General features: G+C 65.1%; 13 protein-coding genes. 10 read left to right on the top strand and 3 right to left on the bottom strand.

Annotated elements, in window-relative coordinates:
• Positions 1-10: 10 nt before the first annotated feature.
• The 8 genes from HK401_RS11495 to HK401_RS11530 all read left to right on the top strand — a co-directional run bounded on the left by HK401_RS11495 (position 11) and on the right by HK401_RS11530 (position 7,862).
• Complete coding sequence (locus HK401_RS11495; RefSeq protein ID WP_181274792.1) at positions 11-1,303, top strand: metal-dependent hydrolase family protein; 1,293 nt, start codon at positions 11-13, stop codon at positions 1,301-1,303.
• A complete protein-coding gene (locus HK401_RS11500) occupies positions 1,300-2,706 on the top strand; it encodes an amidase (protein ID WP_181274794.1) in 1,407 nt (468 codons plus the stop codon). The genes HK401_RS11495 and HK401_RS11500 overlap by 4 nt, the downstream gene beginning before the upstream one ends.
• A 77-nt stretch (positions 2,707-2,783) precedes the next feature.
• Positions 2,784-3,974 (top strand): M20 metallopeptidase family protein, encoded by a 1,191-nt coding sequence (locus HK401_RS11505; protein WP_181274796.1) that lies wholly within the window; start codon positions 2,784-2,786, stop codon positions 3,972-3,974.
• Positions 3,975-4,109: 135 nt separating this feature from the next.
• Positions 4,110-5,069: a squalene cyclase gene (locus tag HK401_RS11510; RefSeq protein ID WP_181274798.1), complete on the top strand. Its 960-nt coding sequence runs from the start codon at positions 4,110-4,112 to the stop codon at positions 5,067-5,069.
• Between the two features lie 92 nt (positions 5,070-5,161).
• Positions 5,162-6,187 carry a dioxygenase family protein gene (locus HK401_RS11515; RefSeq protein ID WP_181274800.1) on the top strand — a complete coding sequence of 342 codons (1,026 nt, stop codon included), beginning with the start codon at positions 5,162-5,164 and terminating at the stop codon, positions 6,185-6,187.
• Between the two features lie 36 nt (positions 6,188-6,223).
• On the top strand, positions 6,224-6,547 hold the full coding sequence (locus HK401_RS11520) for a twin-arginine translocase TatA/TatE family subunit (RefSeq protein ID WP_181274801.1): 324 nt from the start codon (positions 6,224-6,226) through the stop codon (positions 6,545-6,547).
• Positions 6,544-7,449 carry a twin-arginine translocase subunit TatC gene (tatC, locus tag HK401_RS11525; RefSeq protein WP_181274802.1) on the top strand — a complete coding sequence of 302 codons (906 nt, stop codon included), beginning with the start codon at positions 6,544-6,546 and terminating at the stop codon, positions 7,447-7,449. The genes HK401_RS11520 and tatC overlap by 4 nt, the downstream gene beginning before the upstream one ends.
• Positions 7,437-7,862 carry a twin-arginine translocase TatA/TatE family subunit gene (locus HK401_RS11530; protein WP_181274803.1) on the top strand — a complete coding sequence of 142 codons (426 nt, stop codon included), beginning with the start codon at positions 7,437-7,439 and terminating at the stop codon, positions 7,860-7,862. Before tatC ends, HK401_RS11530 begins: the two co-directional genes overlap by 13 nt.
• Here the strand turns inward: HK401_RS11530 and HK401_RS11535 are convergent, their stop codons facing one another.
• From HK401_RS11535 to HK401_RS11545, 3 genes are all read right to left on the bottom strand, one after another.
• Positions 7,863-8,417: a hypothetical protein gene (locus HK401_RS11535; RefSeq protein ID WP_258234146.1), complete on the bottom strand. Its 555-nt coding sequence runs from the start codon at positions 8,415-8,417 to the stop codon at positions 7,863-7,865.
• A 197-nt stretch (positions 8,418-8,614) separates the two neighbouring features.
• The gene (locus tag HK401_RS11540; RefSeq protein WP_309135971.1) at positions 8,615-9,859 is read right to left on the bottom strand and encodes a serine hydrolase domain-containing protein; all 1,245 of its coding nucleotides are present in this window, start codon (positions 9,857-9,859) and stop codon (positions 8,615-8,617) included.
• Between the two features lie 192 nt (positions 9,860-10,051).
• Positions 10,052-11,677: a biotin carboxylase gene (locus tag HK401_RS11545; protein WP_181274805.1), complete on the bottom strand. Its 1,626-nt coding sequence runs from the start codon at positions 11,675-11,677 to the stop codon at positions 10,052-10,054.
• A 184-nt stretch (positions 11,678-11,861) separates the two neighbouring features.
• On the opposite strand from HK401_RS11545, the gene HK401_RS11550 reads away from it, so the two are divergent.
• Entirely contained in the window at positions 11,862-12,311 is a 450-nt protein-coding gene (locus HK401_RS11550; protein ID WP_181274806.1) for an FAS1-like dehydratase domain-containing protein, read from the top strand.
• Positions 12,308-12,751 (top strand): MaoC/PaaZ C-terminal domain-containing protein, encoded by a 444-nt coding sequence (locus HK401_RS11555; RefSeq protein WP_181274807.1) that lies wholly within the window; start codon positions 12,308-12,310, stop codon positions 12,749-12,751. Before HK401_RS11550 ends, HK401_RS11555 begins: the two co-directional genes overlap by 4 nt.
• Positions 12,752-12,755: the final 4 nt, after the last annotated feature.

Here is a 12,755-nt window from a genome sequence, read left to right on the forward strand (position 1 = left end):
AAGGAACCCCATGTCCACTGCACAGCTTCCCTCCACCATTCCCGGCGCAGATCACCTGTTGCTGCGCGGAGCCACCCTCATCGACGGCACCGGCAAAGCTCCGATCACCGATGCCGAGGTCGAGGTCAGGGATGGCCGCGTGACCTATGCGGGACCGGCACGTGAGACCGCTCCAGCCGACGCCACGCTCGTTGCGCTGGAAGGCAGAACAATTCTGCCCGGGTTCATCGACGCCCATGTCCACTTGGGCATGTCGATCGAGGACCAGCCCGCCGACGCGGCCCGCTTCGAGTCGGAACGCACCTTCAGGTCAGCGCTCAACGCCCGGAAGACGCTCATGGCAGGAGTGACCACAGCCCGCGACCTCGGCGGAATCGACCGCGGCTACCGCGACGCGATCGCGGCCGGACTCATCCAGGGCCCGCGCACCCATCTCGCACTCGCACCACTGTCACCGACCGGTGGGCACACGGATTTCACGATGCCCAACGGGCGTGCAGTGCCGATGCACATGCCGGTCAATCCGATCATCGACACCGACGACGATGTGCGGCGGACGATCCGCCTCCTCATTCGCGGCGCTGCCGACGTCATCAAGGTCTGCACGACCGGAGGAGTGTCCAGTCCTTCTGACACACCAGACGACATCGGTGTCCCCGAAGAACACGTGCGGCTCATCGTCGCCGAAACCGCAAAACGTGCCGGCCAGCCGGTCGCCGCACATGCGCAGGGCGCCGAAGGCATCAAAGCCGCCATCCGCGGCGGAGTGAGGTCGGTCGAACACGGCTACGGCATCGACGACGAGGGCATCGAGCTGATGCTCGAGCACGGCACCTTCCTCGTCCCGACTCTCAGCAGCGCCCTGCGCGTCCCCGACCCGGCAGCGGTTCCCGGCTACCTGTACGAGAAGAAGGTGAAGTGGTCGGCCATTGCCCGTGAACGCGTCGCCGCCGCACTGGCGGCCGGGGTCAAGGTCGCGCTCGGCACCGACTCCGGGGTGTGCCCGCACGGTGAGAACCTGCGCGAGCCCGTCCACGCGGTCGAGCTCGGATTGAGCCCGATGCAGGCGATCGTCGCAGGAACGAAGAACGCCGCCGAACTGCTCCGCCTCGACTCCGATCTGGGAACCCTGGAAGAGGGCAAGCTCGCGGACCTCATCATCATTGACTTCGACCCGCTCGAGGACATCACTCCGCAGGCGACACCGGACAACGTCAAGGCCGTTGTGCAAGGCGGTGCAGTGGTCAAGGACACAGCAGCGTGGTTCGACTCGGCACCCGTCCGGCCTCTGCTGGCACAGTGAACGACAGATTCGGCGCCATCCTCGAACGCTTCGACGAATCGGCGATCGACCCGTGCGGGGACAGCAGCGGACCTCTCTCCGGTATGCCGCTGGGGATCAAAGCGAACATCGCCGTCGCCGAGGCGGTCCCGAGCTCCCAGAGTCGAGTCTTCGATCGAGATTTCCACCGAGGCCGTGACGCCGAGGTCGTCGCCCGACTGCGTGAGGCCGGGGGAGTGATTGCGTGTACGACGACGATGGTCGAACACGCTGCCGGCCGGCCGGATCCTGCGCTCGGATTCCCGCTTCCCCGCAACCCTTGGGATCTGACCCGTTGGCCTGGGGGATCGAGCTGCGGAACCGCGATCGCGATCAGTCTCGGAATCATCTCGGCCGGACTGGGTACCGACACCTCCGGCAGCTGCCGAATACCCGCCGCCTACTGCGGAGTCACGGGACTGCGGCCGACGGCCGGCTCGCTGCCGATGAAGGGCATCATGCCCGCGGCCCCGAGCCTCGACATCGTCGGTCCGATGGCCAGAAGCGCCGAGGACTGCCGTCTGCTGCTCGAAGTGATGCGCGGAGTGCCTGTCGGGTCTTCACCGCGGGAACTGCCGACACGGGTGCTCGTTCCGAGGCACGTCATCGGCTCACCGCGGATCTCCGCCGAGGTGGCCGCCGCCTTCGACGACGGGCTGCGTACACGCTGGACGCTGGGACTCGACGTCGGATCAGCGGACCTGCCCTACCTCGACGACCTCATTACGGCGACTCTGACGATCATGCTCCGCGAGATGTACGACGTCCACCGTGAGCGGCTGGTCTCGCACTGGAACGACTACGGTCGGTCCTTCCGTCGCCTCGCGCTCGCCGGTGCACTGGTGTCCGACAGAGCCTACGCTGCGGCACTTCGTTCAGCCGCAGAGCTGCGCGGGCGACTCGAGAGTCTCCTCGACAGGGGTGCCGTCCTGGCGCTGCCGACGTGGCCGTCGTCCGCACCGCCCTACGTGTTCAAAGGCGGAACCCCTCAGGACGACTGGAACCTGACCGCGGCCTTCTGCGCCACCGGAAATCCGGCACTCGCCGTCCCGATGGGCTTCGACTCACTGGGTCTGCCGTTGTCGCTGCAATTAGTCGGGTCCGGCGCACGACCGACAGCCTCGGGAACGACGTGCCCGAGAGGAGAAGATCTTGTTCTGTCGGTCGGCGAGCTCTTCCAGTCGCACACCGATCATCATCTGCGCAGGCCGAACCCGGATCTGGCCAGTTCGCTGCCTCCGATACCCGACCCCGACGCGGGCGTCGACGAGGACGCGAGTGCACCCGACCTTCCACCGCAGCTCACAGGACTCGGCATACCCCTGTCTCTCGCAGATAGGGTGATGCTCGGCCACCTCGTCGAGATGCTGTTCCCGACACCATGAACGCCGTCGCTCGGACGGCACGTACAACCTCCGCGACCGACTCGGTCGACGAACACCAACGACAGAAGGACACCACCATGACGATCGACTTCACCGCAGAGTCCGCGAGCCTGAGCACAGAACTGCGCGAACTGCGCCGCGACCTCCACCGCAACCCTGAGATCGGGCTCGAACTGCCGTACACGCAGAAGCGGATCCTCGCAGCCCTCGAGGGACTGCCGCTCGACATCACCCTCGGCAAAGACCTCAGTTCGATCGTCGCGGTCCTGCGCGGAGAACGACCCGGACCAACGGTTCTGCTGCGCGGGGACATGGATGCCCTCCCTGTGGTCGAGAGCACCGGACTCGACTTCGCCTCGGCCAACGGCAACATGCACGCCTGCGGACACGACCTCCATGTCTCCGGACTGGTCGGTGCCGCGAAGCTGCTCGCCGCCCATCAGGCCGAGCTGCGCGGGACCGTGGCCTTCATGTTCCAGCCAGGAGAGGAAGGTATGGGCGGAGCGAAGATCATGCTCGACGAGGGGATGTTCGAAGCCATCGGCCAGACTCCCGATGCGGCCTACGCGATCCACGTCGCCCCCGGAGCGCCGGGAACGTTCGTCACCCGACCGGGCACGGTCATGGCCGGAGCGAACACTCTGCATGTGACGATGCACGGCAAGGGCGGTCACAGCTCTCGACCGGAGGACTCCGTCGACCCCGTCCGTCCGATTCTCGAGTTCGGGCAGGCGCTGTATTCGATGATCACGGGATCGTTCAGCGTCTTCGACCCCATCGTCGCCGAGGTGACTCAGTTGGAGGCAGGAGACGCCGTCAACGTCATTCCCGCCTCGGCGAAGCTCGGCGCTTCGGTGCGCACGCTCTCTGCGGAGACGACGCGGAAGTTCCCGGAACGTGCGACCCGACTGGCCGAGTCGATTGCCGCCGCCCACGGCTGCACCGCCGAGGTGGTCTGGAACGAACAGTACCCAGTGACGATCAACGACGGTCACGAAGCCGAGTTCGCGCTGACGACCCTGACCGAACGCTTCGGCGCCGAACGCGTCGTCGAAGCACCGAACCCGGTCATGGGATCCGAAGACTTCTCGTACGTGCTCGAACAGGTGCCGGGAGCCTTTGTCTTCTTCTTCGTGTCACCGGAAGGCATCGATCCGGCGACCGCTGCGACGAATCACTCGCCGGAAGTCCAGTTCGATGATGCTCACCTCCCCGACCAGGCAGCGGCGCTGGCGACCCTGGCCTGGGAGCGGTCACTGCGCGACTGAGCGGAGCGCTCATCCTTCCGCCGACGGCGAAGAGCGCACAGATCGCCATGGAAGACCCTGTGTTCGAAACGTAGTCAAGGGCCGCCTCGGCACCTATCCTCGAAGGAACCGTTCGACCAGGGTGGGGGATCAACGATGATCGATACACAACTGTCAGACTGGCTGCTTGACTCCGATCCGGCGCTGAGATGGCAGGTCGAACGCGACCTGCTCGGCGCCGACGAGGCGACCTGGCAGGCCACCCGAGCGAGAGTCGTCCTCGAGGGATTCGGGGCCGACCTGCTCGCCCGTCAGGACGCCGACGGACAATGGGCCGGCGGAGCGTTCTTCCCTGCGGACTTCGCCTTCGACGATGACCGACCGCAGCCTTGGACTGCGACGACGTGGGCGCTCAAGGATCTGCGCGAATGGGGAGTGGCCGCCTCGGCGCTGGAGGGAACGGCGGAGAAGCTTCAGTCGGCACGATGGGAATACGAGGATCTGCCCTACTGGGGCGGCGAGGTCGACGTGTGCATCAATTCGTGGACGCTGTCGAACGGCCTGTGGCTGGGTGCCGACGTCGACGGCCTCGTCGACTGGTTCCTCGACCATCAGCTGCCCGACGGCGGGTGGAACTGCGAATGGGTCGAAGGGTCGGAGGTTGCGTCCTTCCACTCCACCCTCAACGCTCTCGTCGCCCTCCTCGATTATGAGAAGGTCACCGGAGACAGGGCCCGCGTTCAGCACGCGAGGGCAGGGGGAGAGGAGTACCTCCTCTCCCGTGACCTGTTCCGCCGCCGAGGCACCGGTGAACCCTTCGACGGTCGTGCCCTGGCGCTGTTCCATCCCCGGCGGTGGTTCTACGGCATCCTTCCGGCACTCGATCATTTCCGCGAGGCGCGGTTGATCGACGGTCTCGCACCGGATCCGCGGATGGCGGAGGCTGTGGAGTTGATCCGCACACGACGATCCGCTGACGGCACCTGGAATCAGGACCACCGCCTCGACGGTGATGTGTGGTTCCACGTCGATGTGCCGCCGGGTGAACCCTCGAAATGGGTGACGCTGCAGGCCCGGCGGGTCCTCGACTGGTGGGACGGAACACCACCCGCCTGAGCATCCTCAGCGCCAACATAGGAACGCCACAGCCTCGGGCCAGAGCCGATCCGCACGATGGTGTCATCACATCATCAATGGAAGGACACAACATGGCTCGCGTACCCGAACCGGAGCAGACCGAGAACGGACCGACCTACGAAGGTCGCGTCCTCGACCGTCCCGAAGACGAGGTCGTCGACCAGGGCGTCTCCTTCGACATCCGCACTCTCTTCAGCCGTCGCGGCGTGATCGGTCTCGTCGGTGCCGGCGTCGGGACTGTGGCTCTTGCCGCATGCGGATCGTCGAACTCGTCGAGCGAATCGGGATCGACCACGAGCTCCGATGTCACCGAGATCCCGGACGAGACCAATGGGCCCTACCCGGCCGATGGAACAAACGGACCAGACATCCTCGAGGAGTCAGGAATCGTTCGACAGGACATCCGGACGAACCTCGACGGAGGAGACGCGGTCGAGGGTGTGGCACTGAACTTCACACTCAAGGTCACCGACATGGTCAACGACAACAAAGCCTTCGAAGGGGCTGCGGTCTATGCCTGGCAATGTGACGCCCAAGGACTGTACTCGATGTACTCCGAAGGAGTCGAGGACGATACCTGGCTACGCGGAGTGCAAGTCGCAGACGAAAACGGTGAAGTCACCTTCATCTCGATCTTCCCCGGCTGCTACACCGGTCGCTGGCCCCACATCCATTTCGAGGTCTATCCGGACGTCGATTCGATCACCGACTCCGAAAACTGCATCTGCACGTCGCAGATGGCCCTCCCGGAAGAGGCCTGCAATGACGTCTACGCTCTTGATGCCTACGACGGTTCGGCCAAGAACCTCTCGGGAGTCACGCTCGACGATGACAACGTCTTCGGTGACGACTCCGGCGTGAACCAGATGGCAACCCTCAGCGGGGACGTCGACTCCGGATACGTTGCCAGCCTCAACGTAGCCATTGACACCTCAACCGAGTCGAACACCGGTGGTGGTGGCGGTGGTGGCGAGGCCCCCGAAGGACAAGACGGCGGCACACCTCCAGAGGGCGGAGAAGGCCAGACGCCTCCCGACGGGGAAGCGCCCGGCGGTACTTCTCCGGATCAGGAGAGCTCCGAAGACACCGAAGAGTGATCCACCCCTACACGCAGATCTGAAAGAGAGAACATCATGTTGCACAACCTCACGGGCTGGCACGCCCTCGTCATCCTCGCCATCATCATCCTCGTCTTCGGGGCCGCCAAGCTGCCCGCACTCGCCAAGAGCCTCGGACAGTCCGTGCGCATCCTCAAGGACGAGACGACCGAGACGCGCAAGAACGACTCCTCCTCTCAGGGCCACGAGGCGGTGACCGACCCGATCGTCACGGATCCGGTGGCCGGCACTCCGCCCGGGACTCCGATCCGCACCTCCGCCGAGGCGAGCGTCGAGCCGAACGTTGATCCCAACCTCGGTGACTCCGCCGACGCATCGGCCGTTCGAGCCCGCTCATGAGCACCGCCACCGCCGAGAAGATGCCGCTGTCCGCGCACCTGCGGGAGGCCCGGAAACGGGCGGTGCGCGCGGCGGTGGCGCTCCTCATCGGCACCGTCATCGGCTATCTCACCTCGGACCTGGTCATGGATGTCCTCCGTGCACCGATCACCGAGCTCGCCGCTTCCCGCAGCGCCTCGCTCAACTACGACAGCGTCACCGGCGCCTTCGACCTCCAGCTGCGCATCGCCGTGTACTCAGGCATCATCCTCTCCAGCCCGGTGTGGCTGGGGGAGATCTTCGGGTTCCTCACCCCAGGGCTGACGGCGAAGGAGAAGAAGTACACGTTCGGCTTCCTCGGCGCGGCACTTCCCCTCTTCGTCGCCGGCTGCCTCACCGGCCTCTACGTCTTCCCGCGGATGGTCGAAGTGCTCACCTCGTTCGCCTCATCCGAGGACAGCACGATCCTGCAGGCGTCGTACTATTTCGACTTCGTGTTCAAGATCGTCATCGCCACCGGCATCGCTTTCGTCCTCCCGGTGTTCCTCGTCGTCCTCAACTTCATCGGAGTGCTGCCGGCGCGGACGATCGCGAAGGCGTGGCGGGTGAGCATCGTCGGAATCGTCGTCTTCGCAGCCCTGGTCACCCCCGCCGCCGATGTGCTCTCGATGTTCTTCGTCGCCGCCCCGATGGCCCTGCTCTTCCTCGCGGCGCTCGCCATCGCCTGGGTGCACGACCGGTCGCGCGGTTACGACGATTCCTCGCCGATCGATCGGTCACGGCGCGAGGCGCCGCGGATCGACCGATCACGGTCCTCGACCACAGAAGGAACCGTCACTACGGCTCCGAGCTCGACCATAGATCCGAGCTCGACTGCAGATCCGACCTCGACCACGGAAGGGAGCCGGACGTGTTCGGCCTGAGCTTCGAGAAGTTCGTCCTCATCGGCATCATCGCCGCGATCGTCATCGGCCCGCGCCGGCTGCCCGCCTATGCGCACAAGCTCGGCGAAGCGGTTCGCCTGCTCCGGGCGCAGATCGACAGTGCTCGGACCCGGGCCGTCGACTCGATGGGTGTCGAAGACTGGCAGGCACTCGATCCCCGTCAGTACGATCCGCGCCGGATCGTCCGCGAGGCTCTGACCGAGCCGGAACCGACAACTCCGACCGCGGAGGAGAAGACGGCTCGTGTCTCGGACTCAGAGGAATCCATCGCCGAGGCGGCCGGCCGATACGTCATCACCGGTTCGTCCGGACACCCCCGGAGACGATTCGTCGCCCCCACGACCGAGAGCCGTGCGGGCGACGAGGAGGGTGCGGATGGGCAGCCTCGGTGATCAGTCCTTGAAGTCGAAGTCCTTCTGATCGATGCCAGGGAACACGAGCTCGTACTTGACCATCTTGTCCTTGTGATCGACGATCTTCACGGTCCCGTAGTACGTCCACTCACCCTTGACCCGATCCTTGTCCTTGACCGTGACATCACAGCTCTCGAAGCCGTACCACTCCTTGAGCTCCATATCGTCGGCACATTCGGCCTTCTTGACCTTCATGCCGACCTTGTTCTCGAACAGGTCGACGAGGTCGGCTTCGATGGATCTGGCCGGCACCGTGCCGTTGCCCTTCTTGTCGAACTTCATGCCATCGTCACTGGCCCAGTTCGTCGTTCTGGCGGCGTCGGCAAACGGATCGGTCGATTTCGTGTCGGTCGGCTCAGCCTCGGCGGGCTCTGAAGCCGCGGGCGTGGTCGCGGCACCTCCGCCGAATCCACCGCCGTCCGAAGAGTCCTCGGTGGCCTGAGCGGCTTCCGACTTCTGCCCCTCGGCGGGCTTGTCACCCCCACCGCAGGCCGAAAGCGACAGGGCCAGGGCGGTGCCCGCTGCCACAGTCATCAGGCGGGGCATCCAATTTGAGTGGCGAACCGGTGTCATCGTCTTACTCCTTCGCACTTCTGCGATCACAAACGTTGTCGATACACCACGATTCTGCCATGGCCCACTGCCCACGAATGTCGGGCCGTGTGCGGATCTGGGGACACATGTGGCGGATCGAACACAGGTTCGCGCCCGTGCCGACCGCCGGTTCCCGGTTACTCTGCGGCAGGCGAGTTGACGGCCTTGGCGAGCGCTTCGAACGCCCGGATCGTCGGGAAGAGCTTCGCGGCGTCCTGCGGCAGGCCCCAGCTGGAGAGCTTGACCCCGACGAGGTTCGCCCCGGGGTTGATGTAGATCATCTGGCCGTGGATGCCCAGGGCGAGGAAGGCGTGCGAATCGGGGAAGGGGAACCAGAACTGGTTGTGATACGCCCCGCCGGGCATCCGATTGTCCCCGGGTCCGTCGGCGAAGGCCTGCCGAACATCCTCGGTGGTCGTCAGGGTATCGCCGATCCATGTCGTCGGGGCGACCTGCTGGCCGGTCAGCGACTGGCCGCGGTTGGCGTAGACGTAGCCGAAGCGGGCCAGATCGCGCAGCGTGGTGTTGATGCCGCCGTCGAACATTCCGACCCCGTACTGGTCGGTGGCGATGAGCGCATCCTGCTCCGCGCCGATCCGCGACCACAGCACCCGTGACATGAGCGTCTGCATGGATTCGCCGGCGATCTTCTCGCACACCCAGCCGAGCACATCCGTCTCGCACGAGCGGTATTCGAAGACCCCTCCGTGCGCGGACTTCGCCTCGAGCGTGGTGAGGAACTCGTACATTCCGATGCCCGGGCTCTCCCGCTTCGCCTCGGACCAGCCAATCGACTCCTCGATCTGCCTGACCTCGGACTTCGGGTCGAGATAGTCCTCGGAGAAGCGGATGCCCGAGCGCATGTCGAGGATATGCCTCACCGTGGCCCCGGCATAGCCGGAGTCTGCGAGTTCGGGCACATAGTCGGTGATCAGACGGTTCGGGTCGAGGTCGCTCGAACCCACCAGCACACCGGCGACGGTGCCGACGAGGGACTTCGACACCGACATCAGCAGATGTTCGGTGCCGGGCGTCATCGCACCGAAGTACTCCTCGGTGAGCACGGTTCCTTTGTGCAACAGCATCCACGCATCCGTGTCGGTCGATTCGATGACGCTGCGGACGCTGCGCGCCTCCGAGAACTCCGTCGCCGGGATCTCGACCTCACCGAGGTCCTGCAGATCGACCGGCAGTTCGGCCACCGGGCCGGTCCCACGCGAGATCGGCGTCGTCGGCAGCACCTGCATGACGTTCTGAAACGACCATCGGACATTGCCGGGATCCTGCCAATTGTCGCGGTCGATCCCCGCCGACGGATCGGCGGGTGCGACCGCCTCGGCCGGGGGAGTGGGCACAGTCTGCTCCGGTGACGGTTCGGTCACGCTTCACCTCGTGTTCTCTGGTCGGTCACGCCCGCGCGGATCGGCCGCGCGGGAGGCAGTGCAGAACCGCCTCGGGTCGTGATGAGAGTATCACCGAGGCGGCCCCACCTACCGTGTGATAGGCAGTGCCATCGTGCAGTGCCATCGTGCACTGCTATCGGGGTCTGGGCCGGCCCACGACCGGGCCCGGACTCAGTCGCCCTTGGCTCCCGGACCGCCGAGGGCGGGAGCCGGATCCTCGGCCACGACCGGGACCCCGGCGTACATCGCACGGATCGAATCGATGAAATGCTTGGCCCTGATGCTCAGCGCATCGGGCCCGCCGACATTGGTCTGCAGCGGATTCTTCGTCACCAGCACGCCGAGGTCGGCACCCTTCCACCGGTAGTCCCCGGCGCCGAAGATGCGCAGGAAGAACACCTCGCTGCCGTTCTGCAGCGGGTGCCAGTCGAGCGCAGCGCGCTTGTACGTCAGCGTCCCGTACTGGTCGAGATAGTACTGACCCGTCAGCGGCGAATGCGTGATGTACTCGGTGATCGGAGCCGTCTCCTTGATGATCATCTGGCTCCACTCGTCGGCGCCGGAGAGCTCCTCCCACCGCTCGTTGATCTCATTGACGTCGAGATCGAACTCGACATCGAGGTATTCGAGCAGATGGAACAGGAACAGCGGCACATCGGCATAGGCGCCTGCGGTGACGTTCGTGATCGCCGATGCCCCTGAAATGCGCGGATTGAGCTCACCGAGGTAGCAGTCGTCGTTGTCGAGATCGACGAGGACATCGACCTCGAAGAAACCTCGGTAGCCGCGTCGGCGCAGACCCTCACCCATCTTTCGCACGAGCTCACGGGTCTGCGCCCGCTGCTCGGCGTTGAGGACATCGGGCTTCATCTCATTGCCGCACCAGCCTCCCTTGTACGGGGTGAGCTCCGCGAAGCCGGCGAGTTCGGTCAGATACGGGCCGACGACGACGCCGCTTGAGGTGATGACCGCCTCGACGGCGACCGGGGTGTTGTTGATCCGCTTCATCACCTTCAGCTGCTCGCCGATGATGTCATCCTTGTGCGTCTCCCAATCGGCAGCCTCGGAGATGAAGAACGTCGTCTTCCCCGAATCTCCGTACGGGGTCTGTACGACCAGATCGTCACCGAGCCCGGCCTCGGCGGCCCGCTCACCCAGTTCGGCGTACGTATCGGCGGTGGTGAGCACATTGGGTACGGAGAATGCTCCGGCCTCATTGCCGAGCTTCGTCGTCTCGATCTTCGAATCCAGCTGATTGCGCAGCGCGGCCGAGGGCAGGATGAGATCGTAACCGAGCTCCCGGCAGATCCTCTCCGTCTCCTCATCGAAGAACACCATCGCCACCTTCACCCGCTCACCGTGGGGGACATTGCGCGTCATATGCGCCCGCACCTCGGCATTGAGCAGAAGCCAATTGTTGATGGCCTCACCCGAATCGAACTCCACATACGGTTTGTACCGCGGTGAGAATACTCGCGGGTGCGCGCCGTCCCACCCGTCGTAGTAGGTGACGTAGGAGAAGTTGCGCACCCACCGGTCGATGCCGAGCAGGTTGAACGGGGTGGCGCCGACGAAGAAGATCGGGGTCTGATTCGTCCGGAAGAAGTGGCGCACCTCGGAGACGTTGCGCAGAGGACGTCTGATCTGCACACGCTCGGCCTCTTCGCCGGTGTATGCCGCATCGGTGGCGACGGCCACTTCGACCTCGGCAGGGGCATCCTCGCGAGCCGCGGGCGCGGGTTTCGCCTCCTGCAGATCGGGGCTCGCAGGGCCTGCACTTCGGGGTTCATTCGTCATCGCACTACTCCTTAGCAAATGTGATGTGGACAACATATACCAGTTTTGAAGTCTTGAGCCCGATGGTGCAGGAATTGTGTGAACCGGACACGAACGACCGGTCAATTCTTCACCGGTGGGCATCGCATCGGGGCCGTGCCTTAGGCTGGGAACGATACTGACCACAGCGGAAAAGAGAGCGGATATGCCGGTGAATACCGAGAAGCAGGGAGCCTCGTTCGCCCTGCCTCAGCCCTACGAGGTCTCACGGGAGGCGATCGCGGAGTTCGCGCTCGCCACCGGGGCGAAGGCCGACTACCATTTCGACGCCGAGGCGGCCACCGCGCTGGGCTATCGCGACGTCGTCGCCCCGACCACCTTCGCCGTGATCATCGCGCAGAAGTCCGAGGCCGCCTACATCACCGACCCCGAATCGGGCATCGACTTCTCGAAGGTCGTCCACGGCTCCGAGCAGTTCTCCTTCACCCGCCCCATCGTCGCCGGCGACGTGCTGTCGGCCGTGACCCACGTCGACGGAGTCCGCGCCGCAGGCGACAACGCCATGATCACCACCCGCACCGAACTCACCGACGCCGCCGAGCAGCCGGTCGTCACCGTGACTTCGACCATCGTCGTGAGAGGAGACGGAGAATGAGCCCCATCGACTTCTCCCAGCTGACCATCGGAGACACCGTCGTCGAAGCCGAGATCCCCCTCTCGCGTGCCTCCCTGATCGACTACGCGGCAGCCTCGGGCGACCACAATCCGATCCACTGGAACGAGCGCTTCGCCCGGGAGGTCGGCCTCGACGGCGTCATCGCCCACGGCATGCTCTCGATGGCCGCGGTCATCGCTCCGATCGTCGAATGGCTCGGCGATCCCGGCGCGATCAGCGACTACCGGACCCGATTCTCCGCTCCCGTCCTCGTCCCTGATGCCGAGTCCGGAACACCAGCGACCCCGACGACGTCGCTGGCGCTCACCGCCACCGTCGGAGCGGTCGACGCCGCCGTGGGCACCGCCCGCATCGACGTCACCGTGAAGACCGGCGAGACCGATGTCCTCAGCCGGACCCAGGTGCGGATCTCCAGGTGACCGC

It is taken from the genome of Brevibacterium oceani, assembly GCF_013623835.1.
Lineage (GTDB): Bacteria > Actinomycetota > Actinomycetes > Actinomycetales > Brevibacteriaceae > Brevibacterium > Brevibacterium oceani.

What these genes read in the sequence shown, in the direction of transcription:
- HK401_RS11510 (WP_181274798.1), top strand. Translation starts at nt 4,110, where the DNA reads ATGATCGATACACAACTGTCAGACTGGCTGCTTGACTCCGATCCGGCG.
- HK401_RS11555 (WP_181274807.1), top strand. Translation starts at nt 12,308, where the DNA reads ATGAGCCCCATCGACTTCTCCCAGCTGACCATCGGAGACACCGTCGTC.
- HK401_RS11550 (WP_181274806.1), top strand. Translation starts at nt 11,862, where the DNA reads ATGCCGGTGAATACCGAGAAGCAGGGAGCCTCGTTCGCCCTGCCTCAG.
- HK401_RS11495 (WP_181274792.1), top strand. Translation starts at nt 11, where the DNA reads ATGTCCACTGCACAGCTTCCCTCCACCATTCCCGGCGCAGATCACCTG.
- tatC (WP_181274802.1), top strand. Translation starts at nt 6,544, where the DNA reads ATGAGCACCGCCACCGCCGAGAAGATGCCGCTGTCCGCGCACCTGCGG.
- HK401_RS11515 (WP_181274800.1), top strand. Translation starts at nt 5,162, where the DNA reads ATGGCTCGCGTACCCGAACCGGAGCAGACCGAGAACGGACCGACCTAC.
- HK401_RS11535 (WP_258234146.1), bottom strand. Translation starts at nt 8,417, where the DNA reads ATGACTGTGGCAGCGGGCACCGCCCTGGCCCTGTCGCTTTCGGCCTGC.
- HK401_RS11505 (WP_181274796.1), top strand. Translation starts at nt 2,784, where the DNA reads ATGACGATCGACTTCACCGCAGAGTCCGCGAGCCTGAGCACAGAACTG.
- HK401_RS11520 (WP_181274801.1), top strand. Translation starts at nt 6,224, where the DNA reads ATGTTGCACAACCTCACGGGCTGGCACGCCCTCGTCATCCTCGCCATC.
- HK401_RS11545 (WP_181274805.1), bottom strand. Translation starts at nt 11,677, where the DNA reads ATGACGAATGAACCCCGAAGTGCAGGCCCTGCGAGCCCCGATCTGCAG.